Source organism: Kitasatospora sp. NPDC004531 (assembly GCF_053602195.1).
In genome coordinates this window covers 1-20,111 of record NZ_JBSGDD010000111.1, presented here as the reverse complement: position 1 = coordinate 20,111, position 20,111 = coordinate 1, and the positions used below count along the sequence as shown (strand labels likewise).

22 protein-coding genes and 1 pseudogene are annotated in these 20,111 nt (G+C 74.4%); 20 read left to right on the top strand and 3 right to left on the bottom strand.

Annotation, left to right across the window (positions count from 1 at the left end; genetic code table 11):
- Positions 1-71: 71 nt before the first annotated feature.
- Positions 72-713, top strand: a pseudogene (locus ACWEMJ_RS30185) (HAD-IC family P-type ATPase); the annotation flags it as partial.
- Positions 710-1,117, top strand: coding sequence for a (2Fe-2S) ferredoxin domain-containing protein (locus ACWEMJ_RS30180; RefSeq protein ID WP_452140300.1), 408 nt, complete (start codon positions 710-712; stop codon positions 1,115-1,117). The pseudogene ACWEMJ_RS30185 and the gene ACWEMJ_RS30180, both read left to right, overlap by 4 nt.
- Positions 1,118-1,206: 89 nt before the next feature.
- Here ACWEMJ_RS30180 and ACWEMJ_RS30175 read toward each other — a convergent pair whose 3' ends face one another.
- On the bottom strand, positions 1,207-2,067 hold the full coding sequence (locus tag ACWEMJ_RS30175; protein WP_452140299.1) for a helix-turn-helix transcriptional regulator: 861 nt from the start codon (positions 2,065-2,067) through the stop codon (positions 1,207-1,209).
- 228 nt (positions 2,068-2,295) lie between these two features.
- Here ACWEMJ_RS30175 and ACWEMJ_RS30170 point away from each other — a divergent pair, with 228 nt between their 5' ends.
- The 13 genes from ACWEMJ_RS30170 to ACWEMJ_RS30110 all read left to right on the top strand — a co-directional run bounded on the left by ACWEMJ_RS30170 (position 2,296) and on the right by ACWEMJ_RS30110 (position 14,257).
- Positions 2,296-2,574 carry an acyl carrier protein gene (locus ACWEMJ_RS30170; protein WP_452140298.1) on the top strand — a complete coding sequence of 93 codons (279 nt, stop codon included), beginning with the start codon at positions 2,296-2,298 and terminating at the stop codon, positions 2,572-2,574.
- A 50-nt stretch (positions 2,575-2,624) separates the two neighbouring features.
- Positions 2,625-4,016, top strand: a complete 1,392-nt coding sequence (locus ACWEMJ_RS30165) for an aminotransferase class III-fold pyridoxal phosphate-dependent enzyme (RefSeq protein WP_452140297.1) — start codon at positions 2,625-2,627, stop codon at positions 4,014-4,016.
- A complete protein-coding gene (locus tag ACWEMJ_RS30160) occupies positions 4,013-4,450 on the top strand; it encodes an acyl-CoA thioesterase (RefSeq protein WP_452140296.1) in 438 nt (145 codons plus the stop codon). Before ACWEMJ_RS30165 ends, ACWEMJ_RS30160 begins: the two co-directional genes overlap by 4 nt.
- Positions 4,437-4,952: a 3-hydroxyacyl-ACP dehydratase FabZ family protein gene (locus tag ACWEMJ_RS30155; protein WP_452140295.1), complete on the top strand. Its 516-nt coding sequence runs from the start codon at positions 4,437-4,439 to the stop codon at positions 4,950-4,952. Before ACWEMJ_RS30160 ends, ACWEMJ_RS30155 begins: the two co-directional genes overlap by 14 nt.
- Positions 4,949-6,127: a beta-ketoacyl-[acyl-carrier-protein] synthase family protein gene (locus ACWEMJ_RS30150; RefSeq protein ID WP_452140294.1), complete on the top strand. Its 1,179-nt coding sequence runs from the start codon at positions 4,949-4,951 to the stop codon at positions 6,125-6,127. Before ACWEMJ_RS30155 ends, ACWEMJ_RS30150 begins: the two co-directional genes overlap by 4 nt.
- Positions 6,124-6,696 (top strand): beta-ketoacyl synthase N-terminal-like domain-containing protein, encoded by a 573-nt coding sequence (locus ACWEMJ_RS30145; protein WP_452140293.1) that lies wholly within the window; start codon positions 6,124-6,126, stop codon positions 6,694-6,696. The genes ACWEMJ_RS30150 and ACWEMJ_RS30145 overlap by 4 nt, the downstream gene beginning before the upstream one ends.
- 85 nt (positions 6,697-6,781) lie before the next feature.
- Positions 6,782-8,191, top strand: coding sequence for a class I adenylate-forming enzyme family protein (locus tag ACWEMJ_RS30140; protein ID WP_452140292.1), 1,410 nt, complete (start codon positions 6,782-6,784; stop codon positions 8,189-8,191).
- A complete protein-coding gene (locus ACWEMJ_RS30135) occupies positions 8,188-8,910 on the top strand; it encodes a thioesterase II family protein (protein ID WP_452140291.1) in 723 nt (240 codons plus the stop codon). Before ACWEMJ_RS30140 ends, ACWEMJ_RS30135 begins: the two co-directional genes overlap by 4 nt.
- On the top strand, positions 8,907-9,839 hold the full coding sequence (locus tag ACWEMJ_RS30130) for a DMT family transporter (RefSeq protein ID WP_452140290.1): 933 nt from the start codon (positions 8,907-8,909) through the stop codon (positions 9,837-9,839). The genes ACWEMJ_RS30135 and ACWEMJ_RS30130 overlap by 4 nt, the downstream gene beginning before the upstream one ends.
- Positions 9,836-10,840: an ornithine cyclodeaminase family protein gene (locus tag ACWEMJ_RS30125; RefSeq protein WP_452140289.1), complete on the top strand. Its 1,005-nt coding sequence runs from the start codon at positions 9,836-9,838 to the stop codon at positions 10,838-10,840. The genes ACWEMJ_RS30130 and ACWEMJ_RS30125 overlap by 4 nt, the downstream gene beginning before the upstream one ends.
- A complete protein-coding gene (locus ACWEMJ_RS30120) occupies positions 10,837-12,009 on the top strand; it encodes an NAD(P)/FAD-dependent oxidoreductase (RefSeq protein ID WP_452140288.1) in 1,173 nt (390 codons plus the stop codon). The genes ACWEMJ_RS30125 and ACWEMJ_RS30120 overlap by 4 nt, the downstream gene beginning before the upstream one ends.
- Positions 12,006-13,085: a saccharopine dehydrogenase gene (locus ACWEMJ_RS30115; RefSeq protein ID WP_452140287.1), complete on the top strand. Its 1,080-nt coding sequence runs from the start codon at positions 12,006-12,008 to the stop codon at positions 13,083-13,085. Before ACWEMJ_RS30120 ends, ACWEMJ_RS30115 begins: the two co-directional genes overlap by 4 nt.
- Positions 13,082-14,257 carry a saccharopine dehydrogenase family protein gene (locus tag ACWEMJ_RS30110; protein WP_452140286.1) on the top strand — a complete coding sequence of 392 codons (1,176 nt, stop codon included), beginning with the start codon at positions 13,082-13,084 and terminating at the stop codon, positions 14,255-14,257. The genes ACWEMJ_RS30115 and ACWEMJ_RS30110 overlap by 4 nt, the downstream gene beginning before the upstream one ends.
- A 21-nt stretch (positions 14,258-14,278) precedes the next feature.
- Here ACWEMJ_RS30110 and ACWEMJ_RS30105 read toward each other — a convergent pair whose 3' ends face one another.
- The gene (locus ACWEMJ_RS30105; RefSeq protein ID WP_452140285.1) at positions 14,279-15,661 is read right to left on the bottom strand and encodes an NAD(P)-binding domain-containing protein; all 1,383 of its coding nucleotides are present in this window, start codon (positions 15,659-15,661) and stop codon (positions 14,279-14,281) included.
- Positions 15,662-15,811: 150 nt separating this feature from the next.
- Here ACWEMJ_RS30105 and ACWEMJ_RS30100 point away from each other — a divergent pair, with 150 nt between their 5' ends.
- Both ACWEMJ_RS30100 and ACWEMJ_RS30095 read left to right on the top strand, forming a co-directional pair.
- The gene (locus ACWEMJ_RS30100; protein ID WP_452140284.1) at positions 15,812-16,174 is read left to right on the top strand and encodes an ArsR/SmtB family transcription factor; all 363 of its coding nucleotides are present in this window, start codon (positions 15,812-15,814) and stop codon (positions 16,172-16,174) included.
- 47 nt (positions 16,175-16,221) lie between these two features.
- Positions 16,222-16,695, top strand: coding sequence for an N-acetyltransferase family protein (locus ACWEMJ_RS30095; protein ID WP_452140301.1), 474 nt, complete (start codon positions 16,222-16,224; stop codon positions 16,693-16,695).
- A gap of 395 nt (positions 16,696-17,090) precedes the next feature.
- On the opposite strand, the gene ACWEMJ_RS30090 is transcribed toward ACWEMJ_RS30095, so the two are convergent.
- Positions 17,091-17,576, bottom strand: coding sequence for a MarR family winged helix-turn-helix transcriptional regulator (locus tag ACWEMJ_RS30090; protein WP_452140283.1), 486 nt, complete (start codon positions 17,574-17,576; stop codon positions 17,091-17,093).
- Positions 17,577-17,818: 242 nt separating this feature from the next.
- On the opposite strand from ACWEMJ_RS30090, the gene ACWEMJ_RS30085 reads away from it, so the two are divergent.
- From ACWEMJ_RS30085 to ACWEMJ_RS30075, 3 genes are all read left to right on the top strand, one after another.
- Positions 17,819-18,310, top strand: coding sequence for a VOC family protein (locus ACWEMJ_RS30085; RefSeq protein ID WP_452140282.1), 492 nt, complete (start codon positions 17,819-17,821; stop codon positions 18,308-18,310).
- Between the two features lie 119 nt (positions 18,311-18,429).
- Complete coding sequence (locus ACWEMJ_RS30080) at positions 18,430-19,617, top strand: MFS transporter (RefSeq protein ID WP_452140281.1); 1,188 nt, start codon at positions 18,430-18,432, stop codon at positions 19,615-19,617.
- Positions 19,618-19,687: 70 nt separating this feature from the next.
- Complete coding sequence (locus tag ACWEMJ_RS30075) at positions 19,688-20,038, top strand: nuclear transport factor 2 family protein (protein ID WP_452140280.1); 351 nt, start codon at positions 19,688-19,690, stop codon at positions 20,036-20,038.
- Positions 20,039-20,111: the final 73 nt, after the last annotated feature.

Here is a 20,111-nt window from a genome sequence, read left to right as displayed (position 1 = left end):
CCTTAATACTTCAAACGAGATTCGGATTTGAGTGAATGGAGTTCATGAGGTGTGCTATTCCGTTCTCCGTGCTGGAGCAGGCCGGCCGGACGGCCGTCCTGGTGGAGGCCGACGGCCGCCCGGTCGGGGTGCTCGGCATCGCCGACCGCCTGCGACCGGACGCCGCCGCCACCGTCACCGCCCTTGCCGCGCTGACCGGCGCCGCGCCGATGCTGCTCACCGGCGACAACCCGCGGGCCGCCGGCCGGCTGGCCGCCGAGGTCGGCATCAGCGACGTCCGGGCCGGCCTGCTGCCGCAGGACAAGGTCGCCGCCGTCAAGGAGCGGGAGAGTGCCGGCCGCAAGGTGCTGGTGGTCGGCGACGGCGTCAACGACGCGCCCGCGCTGGCCGCCGCGCACACCGGCGTCGCGATGGGCCGCGCGGGCTCCGACCTCGCGCTGGAGACCGCCGACGCGGTGATCGTGCGCGACGAACTCGCCACCGTCCCGGCCGTGGTGGCGCTCTCCCGCCGCGCGCGCTCGCTCGTGGTGCAGAACCTGGTGATCGCCTCGGTGTTCATCGGCACCCTGGTGGTCTGGGACCTGGTCGCCACCCTGCCGCTGCCGCTGGGCGTTCTCGGCCACGAGGGCTCCACCGTGATCGTGGGCCTGAACGGCCTGCGCCTGCTGCGCGAGGCCGCCTGGACCCGGGCCCGGGCGGAGGGCGTCCGATGAGCCGCCGCGGCAAGGACACCGTCCCCGGGCAGGGCGGGGCGGCCCGCTGCACCGTCACCGTCTGCCGGGGCTGCTGCTGCGGCACGCCCAAGGTGCCGCGCCTGGACCACCGCGCCCAGCTCGCCGACCTGCGCGAATCCCTCGCCGACGTGGCGAACGTCCGCCCCACCGACTGCCTGGACGCCTGCGAGCACGCCAACGTGATCGTGGTGCAGCCCTCCGCCGAAGGGCGCAGGGCGGGCGGACGCCCGGTCTGGCTCGGCCTGGTGAACGACCCGGACGCCGCCGCCGACATCACCGCCTGGGTCCGGGCCGGCGGCCCCGGCCTGGTCGACCCGCCCGACATCCTCGACCTGTACGCGTTCAGCCCCTCGCGCCGGATCCGCCAACAACTGGACGGCTGAGGCGTCGGATCTCACCCGTGCGGGGGACGACGCACGCGGGCTTCCCGCTCGACGGGGCCAGGACGACACTGGCCGGCCCCGGGGGGTGCTCAGGGCACGGTCGCGGCGAGCGCGGGGGGACACGGCGTCGCCGGCTGGCACCGTGGCGACGCGGGGACGGGCAGGTAGAGGTGCAGCCGCGACTCGCTGGCCTCGGCGACGTCGAAGACGGTGTGCTCGAAGGTCAGGACGCCGGCCGTCGGGTGCCGCACCAGGGTCTGCGCCTGGGGGGCCAGGGCCAGGTCGTAGTGTTCCCACAGCTGTCGGAACAGCGGGCTGGCGGCCAGGAGTTGACCGGTCGTGCGGGCGAACGCGGGGTCGTGCGGGTAGCGGGCCGCCTGGCCGAGGAAGAAGCCCAGGGTCTCCCGGGCCTGCGCCTGTAACTCGGGGAAGCGGGTGCGCCACTGCTCGTCGAGGAAGAAGCGGGTCACCAGGTCGCAGCCGTCCGGCCCGAGGTCGAAGACGTCCTGGGCGGCCGCGTTGAAGGCCGAGGTGTGGCCGTGCCGGTCGACCAGCATCGCGGGGGCCGGCAGCCAGCGGTCGACGATCCGCTGGAGCCGGGCGGTCAGGGTGCGGTCGGCGATGCTGCGCGGGGCGGGGGTGTTGAGCCCGGCGAGCCGGTAGAAGTGGGCCCGCTCCGCCTCGTCGAGCCTCAGCGCGCTGCTGACGCCCTCCAGGACGTCGGCGGAGACCTGGATGTCGCGGCCCTGTTCGAGCCAGGTGTACCAGGAGACCCCGATGCCGGCCAGCACCGCGACCTCCTCCCGGCGCAGCCCGGGGGTTCGTCGCCATCCGGCGTCGGCGAGGCCGACGTCCGCGGGTTGCAGTCGGGCGCGTCTGCTGCGGAGGAACCGTCGGAGTTCCTCCCGGCGCTGCCTGTTGACGGTCTGTGCAGGTGCAGCCTGAGCCATGCGTCTCTCCTCAGTTGCTTCCGCCTCTGCCACGCCAATCTAGATTGACTGCGCGCAGAAAAATGGCCTGCCGTCAGATTGGCCGGATCGCTGCGATCTCCGTGCCGCGACCCGGTCCTGGTGCGGTCCAGCGTGGTGCCCCGAGCACCACTATGACATGACACTGCCAAGTATGACGTCTGCCGACTAGCGTCGGGATCACCGTCCGAGACACCGAAATGAGGACTCATGGCAGACGTGCTCCAGACCATCAAGTCGATCCTGGAGAGCGATGTGCTCGTCGAGGTCGCGCCCGAGCAGATGGCGCTCGACGACAGCCTGCGGGACGTGTACGGCCTGGACTCGCTCGGCTTCGTCGAGCTGCGGGTGCGCTGCGAGGAGGCCTTCGGCATCACCATCGACCAGGACGACTTCTCGCCCGAGCACTTCGGCACCCTCGGCGGCGTGGTCGGCCTGGTCGAGCGCCTGATCGCCGACAGCCGGGGCGCCGAGCCCGCCGGGGCCTGATCCCCCGCCGCGTTCCCCATCCCGCCCCCGGAGAAAGGACGACCCGCGACATGTCCGCCCCTGCGGCCACCCGGCTGACCCAGACCGAGCTCGACCTGCTCAGGCGCAGCCAGGACCTGCACTACAACCACTACGACCGCACCCCGATGCCGTTCGCCTCGCTGAGCGCCGCGGGCATCGCCATCGAAGCGGCCGAACTCGACGGCGAACGCGCCGGGGAGACCCTGCGCCTGCTCGACGCCAGCGGCGGCTACGCCAGCGCCTGCCTGGGCGCCGCCCACCCCGTCGTCGCCGAGGCCGCCCGCCGGGCCGTGCTCGGCGCGGGCTACGTCACCGACGAGGTGGCCTCGCTGTCCCGGGCCCGCCTGCTGGACCGGCTGTTCGGCCCCGAAGGCCTGTTCACCGACCACTTCCCGACCGGCGAGTACCACGTGGCCGGACGCAACTCCGGCTCCGAGGGCCTGGAACTCGCGCTGCGCCTGGTGCTCGAATCGCGCTTCGACCCGCGCCGGCTGCGCCCCCGCCCCGGCCGCGAGCAGCGCGACACCATCCTCGCCTTCGAGGGCGCCTGGCACGGCTGGACCCAGGGCCTGCTGCCGTTCCTGAACCGCCGTCACTACCGGATCGGCCTGCCGGTCACCGAGGCCGAAGGCGCCTACGGGGTGCGCGTCGTGCACATCCCCTTCGCCGACCCCGAGGCGCTCGCCGCGTTCTTCGCCGAGAACGGCGAGCGGCTGCTGGCCGTCGTCGTCGAGCCGATCCAGGGCGACGCGGGCATCCTCGTCCCGCCGCCCGGCTACCTGCGCACCCTGGCCGGGCTGTGCACCGAGCACGAGGCACTGCTGGTCGCCGACGAGGTGCTGACCTTCGCCAAGTCCGGCCGGTTCTTCGCCATGCGCGACGAGCAGGGGCCGGTGCCCACCGACATCACCGTCATCGGCAAGAGCCTCGGCATGGGCGCGGTGTCCACCTCCATGGTCATCGCCCGCCGCGGCCTGCGGGCCCGCTCCTCCGGCACCGTGGCCACCTCCGACCTGCGGCCGGTCACCTGCGAGGTGATCCACGCCGGACTCGACCACATCGTCGAGGCCGGACTCGTGGAGCACTCGCAGCGCCTCGGCGAGACCTTCTCCCGGCTGCTCGACACCGAACTGGTGCAGGCCTTCCCGGCGAGCTACACCGACAGCCGGGGCCTGGGCGTCATGCACGGCCTGGAACTGTCCGAGGCCGCCTCGGCGCGGCTGGACGCGCTGCGCCTGGAGGTCCTGCGGGCCGGCGTCTACGTCGAGTTCATGGCCGGGGCGGGCAAGCGCTCGCGCGGCCTGCGCTACGTGCACCCCGTCATGCGCATCGCCCCGCCGCTGGTGACCACCGAGGCCGAGGCCGCCGAGATCGTCGGCCGGATCGCCCAGGCCACCAAGCGCTTCGAGGCGGCCCGGTGAGCGAGGTCGCGGAGCCGCTGCTGCGGCACCGGATCGAACACGTCGACACCGACGCGTCCGGCGTCGTGCACTTCTCCCGGCACCTGTCGCTGTTGGAGAGCGCCGTGCTGGAACGGCTGGAGCGGGCCGGCGCGGGCATCGACGCGCTGGCCGGGCTCGGCGTCGACCTCGCCGTCAGCTCGCTCGACGCCCGCTACCTGCGCCCCGTCCGCTACCGGGACCTGGTGCACGCCGAGGTCGGCATCCTCCAGGTCGGCGCGGCCAGGTTCCGCGCCGAGTCCACCCTGCTGCGCGCCGAGCCGGACGGCACCCTGACCGAACTCTCCCGCGGCACCTTCACGTTCGCCGCCGTCGACCCCGGCGGCGGCGGGCCCGTCCCGCTGCCGCTGCCGGTCCGAGACTCCCTGAAGGGAATCACCGTTGACTCAGCTTGACACCCCGCCCGCGCCCGTCGCCGTCCCGCAGCCGGCCGTCGACCGGACCATCGGCTTCACCGAGCTCAAGCAGTGGCTGCGCCACCGCCACCCGATGATCTACATCGACCGGGTCACCGACTACGAGCCCGGCGTCCACCTGCAGAGCCTGCTGTCCGTCTCCGGCAACCTGGACGCGATCGCCGGCCACTTCCCGGAACGGGCGATCTTCCCGGGCAGCCACCTGATGCAGGCCTTCGCCCAGTCCGGCATCATCCTCTACCAGCTGAGCACCCGTCCGCTGGAGGACGACGAGCTCACCCTGATCGGCTCGGTCACCTCGCGCTTCACCCGGCCCGTCGTCCCCGGCGACCAGGTGGTGTTCGACGTGCGGGCCAACCGCATCAGCGAGGGCGTGTTCTTCTTCTCCTCGCGCGCCACCGTCGGCCCCCACCGGGTGGGGGCGTTCAAGGGCACCCTGACCCGCACCAAGGTCGAGGCACTGGGACGCCAGCTGTGGTGACCCGCCACACCGACGCGGTGGCCGTCACCGGCATGGCGTGGTCCACCCCGCTCGGCGACGGCCTCGACGAGGTGTGGCGGCAACTGTGCGCGGGGGAGTCGGGGATGGCCGAAGTGCCCTCCCCGCACCCCGTGCGCACCCGGCTGGCAGCTGTGGTGCCCGCCCCGGCCTACCCCGGGGCGGACCCGGAGGAACGGCACGTCGAACTGACCGTCCGCACCGTGCGGGCCGCGCTGGCCGACGCCGGCCTGACGGTGGGCCGGCTCGCCGGGCAGGCCGACCCGCTGCTGATCCTGGGCACCAGCCTGGGCAGCCAGCTGGACCGCGCCGCCGAGCCCGCACAGCACTGGACCCGGCGCACCGCGGACGCCGTCGGCGCCACGGCGACGCCGATCTGCGTCACCACCGCCTGCTCGGCCGGCTCGGACAGCCTGCTGCTGGCCGAGGCGCTGATCCGCGGCGGACACGCCCAGGTCTGCGTGGCGGGCGGCTCGGACGTGCTGAGCGAAGCCAAACGGCTCGGGCACACCGCGCTCGGCACGATGAGCCCGCACGCCCTGCGCGCCTTCGACACCGCGCACGACGGGATGCTGCTCGGCGAGGGCGCCGGCTTCCTGGTGCTGGAGTCGGCCGAGCACGCCGCCGCCCGGGGCGCGCGGATCCACGCCCGGCTGGTCGGCGCCGGCTCCGCCAACGACGCCTCCGGGCTCACCGCGCCCGACCCGTCCGGGGCCAGCGTGGTCGCCGCGGCGCGCCGCGGCCTCGCCGCGTCGGGGCTCGCCGCCGAGGACGTCGCGGTGGTCTGCGCGCACGCCACCGGGACGCCCGCCAACGACGCCGTCGAGGCGGTCAGCCTGGGCGCCGTCTTCGGCGGCGGACCGGCCGCGCCCGTGGTGTTCGGCACCAAGGGCGCCCTCGGCCACAGCCTCGGCGCGACCGGTGCGATCGAGGCGATCGCCACCGTCCTCGCCCTGCGGCACCGAACCGTGCCGCCGATCGCCGGCCTGCGCGACCCGCTGCCCGGCCTCACCCTGCGACCGGCCGCCACCGCGCAGCCCGTCGCGGCCGGCGCCGGCCTGTCGGTGACGCTCGGCTTCGGCGGCTTCAACACCTGCCTGCTGTTCGCCCTCGACCCCGCGCAGACAGCACCCGACCGGACGGAGGCCGCCGCATGACTGTCGCACCCGCCGCACCCGTCGCACCGTCCGGCGTCGTCGCCGCGCGTCGGCGCACCGTGCCCGACCTGGCCGGGCTGTCCCGCAACCGGCCGTCCTTCTACGCGGACCCGCTGGCCTGGCTGGTGGCCGCGACGGTGGAGGAACTGCTTCTGGCGGCCCCGGCCGAGCCGGCCCTCGAACCGGACGAGGTCGGCGTGATCGTGGTCAGCTCCGCCCGGTCGCTGCCGACCGCCCGGCCGATCGCCGAATCCACCGCCCGCGGCCGGGTCTCGCCGCTGCGGTTCGCCGGCGGCAACCCCGGCATCCTGGCCGGACTCAGCTGCATCCAGCACGGCTTCCGGGGCCCGTCGATGGTGCTCACCGCCGCCGACCCCGCCGACCCGGCGCCCTCGGACGCCGCGCTCGCCCTGGCCGCGTCCTGGCTGGCCGGCGGGCAGGCCCGCCACGTGGTCTGCGTCCGGCACGCCCAGGCCCCCGAGGACGGGCCGCACACCGTGGCGGCGGTGCTGCTCGGCCCCGCCGCCGACCGGCCCGGCCCAGATCCGCACGCCGCCCTGGCACCGTGAGCAGCGGGCCGCCGCGCCGACCACCCGGTCGCGCGGCGGGCCCGCGGCCCCGGCCCGGGCCCAGTCCGTGAAGGGAGCACCCTGCATGTCCGTCACCACCGAGGCGCCCGAGGCGCTGGACCCCGAACGGGTCGCCGCGTTCCTGCGTCACGCGGCCGACCTCCAGCCGGAGCCGGAGGGCCGCGGGCTCGACCGCACCCTGACCGAGCTCGCCGCGCTCGGGCTGGCCCCGGGCACCGCGCTGCTCATCAGCCTGTCCAACTCCGTGCGCACCCTGCGCATCCAGTTCGGGGCGCTGCTGCTCGGCCTGGTGCCGGTGCTGGCCTCCCCGGCGGCCCCGGGCGAGCGGATCCGGCAGCTGGCCGACGTCGTCGGGGCCCGCGCCCTGATCGCCGCCCGGCCCGACCCGCGCCGCTACGGCGCCACCCGCACGCTCCCCGTGGACGGCGCCGAGGCCGTGGTGTTCGGCGACGACCCCGGCGAGCCCCGCTACCTGCCCGGCGAGGTGCTCATCCCCACCTCCGGGACGTCCGGCGGCTCCAGCGCCTGCCTGCACCGGCTCGACTCGCTGCTGCGCAACGCCGGACGGCACGCCGAGGCGGTCGGCCTGCGGGCCGACGACACCGTGCTGGTCAACCTGCCGCTCTACTACTCCTACGCGCTGGTCGCGCAGGTCCTGGCCGCCTACCGGGTCGGGGCGCGGATCGTGGTCACCGGGCCGCCGTTCACTCCCGGCGGCTACGCCAAGGCGACGGCCGAGCACGGCGTCACGCACTCCTCGGTCACCCCCGAACTGGTGCGCCGGATGCTCGCGGACGGGCAGCCGTTCCCCGCCGCCGGCATGCGCGTGCTCACCGTCGGCGGCGACCGGCTCGACGCCGCCCAGGTCGAACGGCTGCTGCGGGCCCGACCGCACGGCGAGCTCTACCTCACCTACGGGCTCACCGAGGCCGGCCCCCGGGTCTCCACCCTGGCCGCGCACGCCGAGCCCGCCGCCCGCCACGCCTCGGTCGGCCTGCCGCTGCCCGGCGTCCGCGTCGCCCTCCAGGACGTCGACCCCGACGACGGCACCGGCGAACTGCTGGTCGAGTCCGACACCGTGCTGGTGCGCAAACTCGGCGCCAGCGGCTCCGGACGCGGCCTGATCGCCCCCGGACGGATCGCCACCGGCGACCTGTTCCGGATCGACGACGACGGCTACCTCTACTTCCACGGCCGACTCTCCGACTTCGCCCTGGTCCGCGGCGAGAAGGTCTCGCTCAGCGGCGTCCGCCAGGCGGTCTGCGCCATCGACGGGGTCGTCCGGTGCGTGCCCAGGCTGCGCCGCGGCCCCGACGGCCAGGCCGACCTGGACCTGGAGATCGCCGTGCTGGACCCCGGCCCCGACACCGCCCGGCTGCTGCGACGCGCCCTCAACTCCGTGCTGCTGCCCGCCGAACGGCCCAGGGAGATCGTCGTCGTCGAGGCCGGCGCCGAACTGGAGTTCCGCAAGTGAGCGCCCACCCGCCCCGCCTGCCGCTGTTCTGCGTCCCCTACGCCGGCGGGACGGCCCGCTCCTACCGGCGCTGGGGCGCGGCGCTCGGCCCCGACCTGGAGGCGATCGGCGTCGACCGGACCGTCCCCGGCGACCGTCGGCCGAGCATCCGCGCCGCCGCCGCGCAGGTGGTCCGCCGGATCGCCGAACGGACCCGCGGCGGGCCCTACCTGCTGCTCGGCCACAGCATGGGCAGCCTGGTCGCCTACGAGGCCGCGCTGCTCGCCGAGGACAGCGGCCTGCCCGCACCCGACCTGCTGATCGTCTCCGCCCGCAATCCCCCGCACCTGCGCGGCCACTGGGGCTCCGAGGTGCTCGCACTGGAGGACCGTGACCTGCTGGCCCGCCTCGACACCCTCGGCGGCGTGCCCAGCGGCCTCAGCGCCTCGCTGGCCACCGCCCTCTTCCTGCCCGGCCTGCGCGCGGACCTGCACGCCGCACTCGCCTACACGCCCGCCGCCCCGCCCCGGCGCGTCGACGCGCCGCTGCTGGTTCTCGCAGGGCGAACGGATCCGCTGGTGTCCCACCCGCAACTCGGCCTCTGGTCCGGGTACTCCGCTCGGGAGTGCACCGTGCGGCTGCATCGAGGCGGCCACTTCGCGCTGCTCGACCGGCCGCAGGAGCTGTCGGACGCGCTGCCGCGACGGACGGTGCCGGTTCCCGGAGGTGTCACGTGGTGAGGGGTTTCGCACTGATCGGGCTGTCCGCGGCGGGGTTCGGGCTGATGCCCGTCCTCGCCGTGCACGCCTACGGGAACGGGCTCACCGTCCCCACCCTGCTCTTCCTGCGCTTCGCCATCGCGGCCGCGCTCTTCCTGCCCTACGCCTGGTGGTACGGCCGCCGCCACGGCGGCCTGCGGCTGACCCGCGCCAACCTGCTGCGCCTGGCCTTGCTCGGGGGCGTGCTGTACGCGGCGCAGTCCACCCTCTACTTCTCCGCCGTCCAGCACATCTCGCCGGCCCTCGCCGCGCTGATCCTCTACGTCTACCCGGCCCTGGTCGCCTGCGGCGCGGCCGTGATCGGCAAGGAACGGCCGACCGCCGCGGTGGCCGTCTCGGTGCTGGTGACGCTCGGCGGAGTGACGCTGGCCCTCGGCCGGATCGGCGGCGGGATCAGCGCCGTCGGCATCGCCGAAGCCGTCGGCGCGGCCGTGGTGTACACCGTCTACATCCTCTACGGCGACCGGCTCGGCTCGGCCGGCCTGCCCCCGGTGGCGCTGACCGGCCTGATCTCGCTCTTCGCCGCCGTGTCGTTCTTCGGCTACGGCGCGGCCCGCGGCCAGCTCGACTTCGGCTTCCGGGCCGGCGGCTGGATACCGGTGGTGGGCGTCGCGCTGGGCTCGACGGTCGTGGCGATCCTCTGCTTCTTCGCCGGCATGGCCCTGCTCGGCCCGACCAGGGCGGCGCTCGGCAGCATGCTGGAGCCCGTGGTGAGCATCGTCGCCGCCGCCGCGCTGCTCTCCGGCGGCGGCCTGACCACGCTCCAACTCGTCGGCGCCGCACTGGTGTTGGCCGGCGCCACGGCCGGCGTGCTGTCCCGCCGCCGGGCCGCCGCCGCAGAACCCGTCGCGGAGAGCACGACCGTCACGGCCGATCGGGGCACCGCATGACCGACAGCCCCTGGTACCTCGGCCCGCGGCAGGTGGCACGCATCCTCGACGAGGACCTGGCCATCGCCTCCCAGCGCCGCGCCTTCCTGGCCCTCGACGACGGCACGGGCGAGCAGCCCGCCAAGATCATGCACGCCGCCCGCTGCGACGACAGCGTCTCCTTCGCCTACCTGGCCCGGCTGTCCGCCGACAGCGGCGTCGCCGCCAAGATCGGCAACGTCAACCCGGGCAACGCCGCCCTCGGCCTGCCCACCGTCTCCGCCGTCATCAACCTCTTCGACCCCCGCACCGGCCGCCTGGTCGCCGTCCTCGACGGCACCGTGATCACCACCCGGCGCACCGCCGCCGCCAGCGCCGTCGCCGTCGACGCCCTCAGCCCGCCCGACGCCGCCGACCTCGCCGTCCTCGGCTCCGGCGAACAGGCCCTCGCCCACGCCCGCGCCATCGCCCGAATCCGCCCGCTGCGCACGATCCGGCTGTGGAGTCCCACCCCCGCCCACCGCGAACGCGCCGCCACGACCCTCACCGACGAACTCGCGCTCCCCGTCGAGGCCGCCGACACCCCCGAACGGGCCGTCACCGGCGCCGCCCTGGTCGCCGCCTGCACCCTCAGCGCCGAGCCGGTCGTCCACGGCGCCCGACTCGCCGACGGCTGCACCGTGGTCAGCGTCGGCTCCTTCGAACCCGGCCGCCGCGAGGTCGACGACCGGGTGCTCGACCGGGCCGCCGCCGTCGTGGTGGACGACCCCGCCACCGCCGCCGAACACGCCGGCCCCGTCGTGCGGGCGCTGCGCACCGGCGCCCTCGCCGCGTCCGCGCTGCTGCCCCTCGGCGGCGTCCTCTCCGGCCGGCTCAAGGCCCGCCGCTCGCCCGCCGACATCGTCTACTACAACAGCGTCGGCCTCGGCATCCAGGACGCCGCCGCGGCCTGGGCCGTGCTCGACGCCGCCCTGGCAGCGGGCACCGCCCGCCGCCCACCCGAAGCAGAGGAGGCTCGATGAGCACCGACCGCGCCACGCGACCCGCGCCGCCCACCGCCCGGGTCGTCATCATCGGCGGCGGCGTCATGGGCGCCAGCACCGCCTACCACCTGGCCCGGGCCGGCGTCCCCGACGTGGTGCTGGTGGAACGCGGCGAACTCGCCGAAGGCTCCACCTCCCGCGCCGCCGGCGGCGTCCGCGCCCAGTTCTCCGACGAACTCAACATCCAGCTCGGCGCCCGCAGCCTGGAGGCCTTCGCCCGCTTCGGCGCCGAACCCGGACACGACATCGGCCTGCACCGCGCCGGCTACCTCTTCCTGCTCTCCGAACCCGAACACGTCGCCGCCTTCGAAGCCGGCGTCCGCCTCCAGAACAGCCTCGGCGTGCCCAGCCGGATGACCGACCCCGCCGAAGCCCGCCGACTCTCCCCCCTGATCAGCACCGACGGCCTGCTCGCCGCCGCCTTCTCGCCCGACGACGGCCACTGCACCCCCGAAGCCGTCGTCCAGGGCTACGCCGCGGGCGCCCGCCGGCACGGCGCCACCGTGCTGCGCCACTGCGAAGTCCTCGACATCGAAACCCACGGCGACGAGATCACCGCCGTCCGCACCGACCGCGGCCGGATCGCCACCTCCACCGTGGTCTGCACCGCCGGGGCGTGGTCGCGCCGGATCGGCGCCATGGTCGGCGTCGACCTGCCGGTACGGCCGCTGCGCCGCCAGATCGCCGTCACCGAGGCACTGCCCGAACGCCCCGCGGGCCTGCCGATGACCATCGACTTCGCCAGCACCTTCTACTTCCACGGCGAAGGCCCCGGCCTGCTCGTCGGCATGTCCGACCCCGACGAGACCTACGGCTTCGACACCGACACCCACGACCGCTGGCTCCCCGGCCTGTGCGCCGCCATGGAACGGCGCGCCCCCGGCCTGCTCGACCTCCGCATCACCGGCGGCTGGGCCGGGCTCTACGAAGTCACCCCCGACCACAACGCCCTCATCGGCGAAGCCACCGGCCTCTCCCGGTTCCTGTACGCCACCGGCTTCTCCGGACACGGCTTCCTCCAGGGCCCGGCCGTCGGCGAGGTCATGCGCGACCTCGTCCTCGACCGGGAGCCCTTCGTCGACATCACCCCCCTCAGCTGCGAGCGGTTCGCCGCCCAGACCCTGCGCCCGGAGGTCAACTGCGTATGAGCCGACAGCCCCTGCACCTGTGGATGCGTCACGAAACCCGGAGCACCGAGCGCCGCGCGCCGCTGGCCCCCGAGGACGCCGCCCGACTGGTCGCCGCCGGAATCACCGTCACCGTGGAGGAATCGCCCCAACGGGTCTTCCCGCTCGCCGCCTACCAGCAGGCCGGCTGCTGGCCCGCCGCCGCCGGCACCTGGCCCGACGCGCCGGAGTCCGCCGTCGTCCTCGGCCTCAAGGAACTCCCCGACAGCCCGGCCGAGTTGAGGCACCGCCACGTCTTCTTCGGCCACGCCTACAAGGGCCAGCCCGACGCTGCCGACCTGCTCGCCCGGTTCCGCGCCGGCGGCGGCGCCCTGCTCGACCTGGAATACCTCGTCGACGACACCGGCCGACGCCTGGCCGCCTTCGGCTACTGGGCGGGCTACCTCGGCGCGGCCCTCGCCGTGCTCCACCACCGGGGCCGGCTGCCGCAGCCGCTGGAACCCGCCGGCCGCGCCGACTGGGACGCCCGACTGCGCCCGCTGCCCGGCGAACGGCCCGTCGACGCCCTGGTCATCGGCGCCCTCGGCCGCTGCGGCCGCGGCGCGGCCGACGCCCTCGCCACCGCCGGCAGCGAACCCACCCGGTGGGACCTCGCGGAGACCGCCGACCTCGACCGCGTCGCGCTGCTGCGCCACGAACTCCTGGTCAACGCCGTCCTGTCGACCACCCCCGGCAAGCCCTTCCTCACCGGCGCCGACCTCGACGCCCCGCGCCGCCTGCGCACCGTCGCCGACGTCGCCTGCGACGTCGGCTCGCCCTGCAACGTGCTGCCGATCTACGACCGCACCACCGACTGGCACAACCCGGCGCGGCGGCTGCGCAACGCACCGGCGCTGGACCTGATCGCCATCGACAACCTGCCGTCGCTGCTCCCGCTGGAGGCGAGCCTCGACTTCTCCGCGGCCCTCGCCCCCCAACTCGCCGAACTCACCGCCGACCTGGCCCCCGGCACCCCCTGGGGCCGCTGCCTCGACCGGTTCGACGAGGCACTGCACGCCACCGCGCCCACGGCCCCCGGAAAGGGAACGCAGCGATGACCGACCGGCACGGCAAGGCCATCGGCGCCAGCGGCACCGTCCACTGGGTCGGCGCCGGACTCTCCACCGGCAGCGGACTCGCCGCCGTCCAACAGGCCGCCCGGCAGCTGGTGCTCTGGCACCGCACCGAGGAACGCGCCGCCCAGGCCCTCGACCGCCTCGGCCTCGCCGGGGCCGCCACCCCCCGCGCCTACCGGCCGGACGCCCTCGCCGCCGAGCTCCGCGAAGGCGACATCGTCGTCTCCATGCTCCCGGCGCCCGAACACGCCCGCCTCCTCGCCCTCTGCCAGGACGCGCGGGCGCACTTCGCCTGCTCCAGCTACGTCTCCGAGGCGATGACCGACGCCGCCCCCGCCGCCGCCGACGCCGGCACCGTGCTGCTCGCCGAAGCGGGCCTCGACCCCGGCGTCGACCACCTCTTCGCGCACAGCCTGCTCGCCCGCGCCGCCGCCGACCTCGGCCCCGCCACCCCCGCCCGACTCACCCTGACGTCCTACTGCGGCGGAGTCCCGGCCGTCCCCAACGCCTTCACCTACCGCTTCAGCTGGGCGCCCGCCGGCGTGCTCAACGCGCTGCGCTCACCCGCCCGCTACCTGGAGGACGGCCGCGAACGCGTCGCCGAACGGCCCTGGGAGGCCACCCGGGTGCACACCGTCGACGGCGAGGAGTTCGAGGCCTACCCGAACCGGGACAGCCTGCCCTTCCTCGCCCAGTACGAGGTGCCCGAGGCCTGGACCCCGCAGACCTTCGTCCGCGGCACGCTGCGCCTGCGGGGCTGGCAGCAGGCCTGGGCGTCCGTCTTCGACACCGTGCGCACCGGCGACGAGCAGCGGATCCGCGACCTCGCCACCGAACTCGCCGCCGCCCACCCGATGACCGAGACCGACCACGACCGGGTCGTCCTCGCCGTCTCCCTCGACCTCGACGCCGGCCCGGCCGGCCGGTGGAGCGGCCACAGCCTGCTCGACCTCCGGGGCGACGCCCACGAGAGCGCCATGGCACGCTGCGTCTCCCGCCCGCTCGCCCTCGGCATCCGCCGCATCCTGGACGGCCGGCTCCCGTCCGGCCTGTGCCGGCCGGTCGGCACGGCCGCCGAGAGCGAGGAGTGGCTCGCCGAACTCCGGGCCGACGGCCTGCCGTACCGCACCGGCGGGGGCCTGACGGCGGCCTGACCCGGGCCTCGCCGCCTGCGCTCAGCAGCAGCCGCCGGTCGCGGCGGCCTCCTCGGTGTTCAGGATGCCGAGGGTGAGGACGGCGGGCCCGGCGGCGGGGGAGGAGCAGCAGCCGCCCCCGCCCTGGGCGGCGTCGGGCTCGTCGAAGAGGCCGGCGCCGCCGCAGACTCCGGTCTCGGGGAGGGTGAGCTCGACGCGGGCGGCGGCCTCGGTGTCGCCCGCGAGGAGGGCCGCGACGGAGCGGACCTGCTCGTAGCCGGTGCGGGCGAGGAACGTCGGGGCGCGACCGTAGGACTTCATGCCGACCAGGTAGACGTCCTGCTCGGGGTGCGCCAACTCGCTTGCGCCGTGCGGGTAGACGGTGCCGCAGGAGTGCTGGTTGGGGTCGATCAGCGGGGCGAGCGCGACGGGGGCCTGGAGGCGCTCGTCCAGGCCGAGGCGCAGCTCGTCCAGGAAGGAGAGGTCGGGGCGGAAGCCGGTCAGCACGACGACCTCGTCGACGGGCCGGCTGCGGCGGCCGTCCTCGGCGACCAGGACGAGCCGCTCGCCGTCCTGCTCGACGGCCGCGGTGCGGAAGCCGGTCAGCGCGCTGGCGTGGCCGTCCTCGACGGCCTTCTTGGCGCGCAGGCCGAGGGCGCCGCGCTCGGGGAGCTGGTCGGCCGCGCCGCCGCCGTAGGTGGAGCCGGAGATGCCCCGGCGCAGGATCCACTCGGCGTGGGTGCCGGGGGCGTCCTCGGCGAGGTCGGCGAGCAGGGCGAGCGCGGTGAACGCGGAGGCGCCGGAGCCGATGACGGCGGTGCGCCTGCCGGCGTACCGCTTGCGCGTCCCAGGGTCGGTCAAGTCCGGGACGTAGTAGGAGATCTTCGCGCCTGCGGCGCGCTCGCCGAGCGCGGGCAGGCCGTTGCCGCCGGCCGGGCCGGGCGTGGACCAGGTGCCGCTCGCGTCGATCACGGCGCGGGCGAGGAGGCGCTCCTCGCTGCCGTCGGCGTGCTCGACGTGCACGGTGAAGGGCTGCGCCTCGCGGTCGGCATCCACGATCCGGTCCCGTCCGGCGCGGGCCACGCCGGTGACGCGGGCGTCGTAGCGGACCCGCGCCCCGAGCACGTCGGCCAGCGGCTGCAGGTACCCGGCGACCCACTCGCCGCCCGAGGGGTACGCGGCGTCGTCCGGCCGCACCCAGGCGGTCGGCGCGAGCAGCTTCTCGGCAGCCGGGTCGATCACCTCCGACCACTGCGAGAACAGCCGCACATGCGACCACGCCCGCACCGCCGCGGCCGCACTCGGACCGGCCTCCAGCACCACCGGCTCGACGCCGTACTCGACCAGGTGCGCGGCGGCGGCCAGGCCGACCGGGCCGGCGCCGATCACGACGACGGGCAGCTGCTCGACGGGGGAGGCGTTCACGGGGGTTCTCCTTTGTTTCGACGTTTGTCGATGAGGCCTTGCGGTGTCAGCATGCCAGTTGCATTGATCGATATCAACATAGACATCCATCGAATCGATGCACTTCCGGTTGCCCGCCCATGGTGATTCGATGTGTGTCAACATAGATGTATGTCGAACGTGAAGGCGCTGCCGCTGCCGGCGCCCGAGGCCGTCGCGCCGTGCTGCCCGCCGTTGACCGCTGCCGCGTTGTCGGAGGACGACTCGGTGCGGATGGCGGCGATGTTCAAGGCGCTCGGCGATCCGGTGCGGTTGCGGCTGTTCTCCCGGGTCGCCTCGCACGAGGGCGGGGAGGCGTGCGTGTGCGACATCCAGGACGTCGGGGTGTCCCAGCCCACCGTCTCCCACCACCTGAAGAAGCTGCGCGAGGCCGGGCTGCTGACCTCCGAGCGGCGCGGGACGTGGGTCTACTACCGTGTCGAGCCGTCCGTGCTGGCCGCGATGGCCGGCCTGCTGGGCGCCGCCGCCCGCTGACCCGCCCTGGAGAGCCCGTGTCCACGCCCACTGTCACCGTCGAGCCGATGGCCGCCGGCCACGCCGAGCAGGTCCTGGCGATCTACCGGGCCGGCATCGACGGCGGAAACGCCACCTTCGAGACCGGCGCGCCGAGTTGGGAGCAGTTCGACCGGGCCAAGCTGACCGACCACCGCTTCGTCGCCCTCGACGGCGACGGCCGGGTGCTGGGCTGGGTGGCGGCCGCCGCGGTCTCCGACCGCTGCGTGTACGCCGGGGTGGTCGAGCACTCCGTCTACGTCCACCCCGAGGCCCAAGGCCGCGGCGTCGCCCGCCTGCTGCTGGAGACGCTGATCGCCTCGACGGAGGCGGCCGGGATCTGGACCATCCAGTCCGGCGTCTTCCCGGAGAACACGGCCAGCCTCGCCGTCCACGCCAGAACGGGCTTCCGCATCGTCGGCACCCGCGAACGCGTCGCCCGCCACCACGGCGTCTGGCGCGACACCGTCCTCATCGAACGCCGCAGCCCGACGATCGCCTGACGCGGTCACCCGTCGCGAGGCGGGGACCGTGACCGCAAGCTGTACCGGCCGATGGCCTGAAGCCCTTCACCGGCTCCCGCACGCTCTCGCGCGGCGGCTGCGCCTCACGTCTCGGCGGCGCCGCCGCCACGGCACGGACCAGGGAAGCGGACGCGACTGCTGGAGGGCGTCCGCAGGCCCACCCGCGCCGACCTGGTTCCCGAACGCCTGGAGCGCGCCCGGGCCCGCGGCGTCACCGCGCTCGACCTCACCGAGCGGGGCGCGGACCTGTCCGACACGGTCCGCGACCTCACCGACGGCCGGGGCCCCAGAAGAAGCAGGACGGCGCCGTCAAGATCCTCTTCCACCCCTGATCCGCACGCCCCCCGAAACGCCGGAGGCCCGGCCATGGCAGCTCAGTGGGCGGGGGCGGGCTCCGGGAGGCGGCGGGTGGTGTTCATCTCCTCGACGGTGGCGACCAGCGGGGCCAGTTCCGGGTTCTTGGCGGCCTCGTCCAGGGCCTCGCGGAGCGCGGCCTCGTTGGTGGGCCGGGCCGCTTCGAGGAGCTCCAGGCCGGGGCCGGTCACGTCGGTGTAGATGCCGCGGCGGTCGGTGGCGCAGAGGTAGCGCGACAGCAGGCCGCGGTCCTCCAAGCGGGTGACGAGGCGGGTGGTGGCGCTCTGGCTGAGCACGACCGCGTCGGCGACCTGCTTCATCTGCAGGTGCCCGCCCTCGCCGTCGTGCTGGCGGCTGAGCACGTCGAGCAGCGAGTACTCGCGCACGCTCAGGTCGTGCTCGGCCTGGAGCGTGCGTTCGATGTGGGCCTCGATCCGGCCGGCCAAGAGGTAGAGGGCAGCCCAGCCGTTGGCGAGGGCGGTCAGCGCGGGGTCCGTGGCGGTCATGGGCCGGCTCTCCTTCCAGGTGCGTGCTCCCCAGGATAAGCCTTCGCACACACTATCGGCGAACGCACATAGCCCGCTTGCGCAAACAAAGCCTTCCGCAGTGCCCGGATGCGCGATCCGGACACCGTCCGGAGGATCGGTTGCAGTCGGCTCCTCAGGAGCCCGCCCCGGGCCCGTGCGGCGGCCCGCCGTCGCGCGCGGCGCGGGGCGAAGGGAAACGAAGGGCAGTGAAGGGAATCGCCATGACCGTCTCCAGTACCCCGATGAACCTCACCCGGGCGGCCCACGTCGGAATCTCGGTGTCGGACCTGGACGCCTCGATCGCGTTCTACCGGGCGCTCACCGGGCGCGAGCCCGTCGCTTCGGGAACCATGCACAGCGTGCCGTTCGGCGGCTCGCAGGGCCTGCCGACCGCGGAGCTGCGCTACGCCACGATCAACCTCGACAACAGCCTCGGCATCGACCTCATCGAGTTCCGCAACCCGCGGGGCGAGCCCACCAGGGGCGTCGCCAACCGTCCGGGCTCGATGCACCTGTGCCTGCGGGTGGACGACTTCGACGCGGTGTACCGGCGGATGAAGGAGGCCGGTTACGCCTTCCTGGGCGACGACTACACGTTCATCGCGGGCGAGGTGACGCCCGAGGCGGCGCTCGGCACCAGGGTCGCCTACTTCAACGATCCGGACGGCACCAACCTGGAGATCATCAAGCCCGAGGGCGGCTTCGCCGGCTGAGGCGCCCGCCCGGTGGCCCGCTGCGACGAGCGAATGCCCGCATTTGCGTATAGCCCGCGCCTGCAACTATTGTCGGGGCTCGTAAGGCGCAACAGCAATCGTACGGAGGGCAGCACACCATGCCACTCGCGCTCCTCGCCCTGGCCATCGGGGCTTTCGGGATCGGTACGACCGAGTTCGTGGTCATGGGCCTGCTGCCCGAGATCGCCGGCGACTTCGGGGTGTCCATCCCCTCCGCCGGACTCCTGGTCACCGGTTACGCGATCGGCGTCGTCATCGGCGCCCCGCTGATGACGGTGCTCGGCACCCGGGTCGGCCGCAAGACGATGCTCATGGTCCTCATGGGCCTGTTCGTGGCGGGCAACCTGCTCTCCGCCCTCGCACCGGGCTTCGGCACGATGCTCGCCGGCCGCATCGTCGCCTCCCTCGCCCACGGCGCGTTCTTCGGCATCGGGTCGGTGGTCGCCGCCGACCTGGTGGCCCCGAACAAGAAGGCCGGCGCGATCGCCACCATGTTCACCGGCCTGACGATCGCCAACATCGTCGGCGTGCCGCTCGGCACCTACATCGGGCAGGCCGTCGGCTGGCGCTTCACCTTCGCCGTGGTCGCCGCACTCGGCGTGGTCGGACTGCTCGGCATCGCCAATCTCGTCCCCGCGCTGCCCCGCCCCGAGGGCGCCCACCTGCGCCGCGAGCTCACGGCGTTCCGCAACCCCCAGGTCCTGCTGGCGATGGCGATGACGGTGCTCGGCTTCGGTGGTGTGTTCGCCGCGATCACCTACATCGCCCCGATGATGACGGAGGTCGCCGGGTACTCCGACGGCGCCGTGACCTGGCTGCTGGTCCTGTTCGGCGTCGGGATGTTCCTCGGCAACCTGCTCGGCGGCAGGTTCGCCGACCGCAGGCTGATGCCGATGCTCTACACCTCGCTCGGCGGACTCGCCGTCGTGCTGGCCCTGTTCACCCTCACCGCGCACAACATGATCCTCGCCGCGGCCACCGTGCTGCTCGTCGGGGCGCTCGGCTTCGCGACCGTCCCGCCGCTGCAGAAGCGCGTCCTCGACCAGGCGCACGGCGCGCCGACGCTGGCCTCCGCCGTCAACATCGGCGCCTTCAACCTGGGCAACGCGCTCGCCGCGTGGCTCGGCGGCGCCGTCATCTCGGCCGGCCTCGGCTACACCGCCCCGAACTGGGTCGGCGCGCTGCTCGCCGGCTCCGCCCTGGTGCTGGCCTTCGTCTCGGCCGGCCTGGAGCGCCGCGAGGCGGCCCCCGCGGCGGCCCCCGTGCCCGTCCCCGTCCACCACTGAACCCCGTTCCTCCCAGGAGAAGCACCATGAGCACCACCCCCGCCACCGCTCCGCTGCGGGAGCTCGGCCGGTGAGCGCCGCCCGCACCCCGCAGGAGGTGTTCGCCGAACACGGCAGGCGGCTGGCCACCGGAGACCTCGACCTGATCGCCGAGAGCTACACCGAGGACGCCGTGCTCCTGACGCCCGACGGCGTCCGCACCGGCCGCGACGGTGTCAAGCAGGTCATCGGGCAGCTGCTCGCCGAACTGCCCGACGCCGACTGGCAGCTCACCCCGCTGTTCGCCGACGACCTGCTGTTCCTGCGCTGGAGCGCGGCCACCGCCACCCGACAGGCCACCGACGGGGTCGACACCTTCGTCTTCCGCGACGGCCTGATCCGCGCCCAGACCCTCCACTACACCCTCACCGAGAAGGCTTGATCCCCATGACCGTTCCCACCGTCACCCTCAACAACGGCGTCGAGATGCCGCAGCTCGGCTTCGGCGTCTTCCA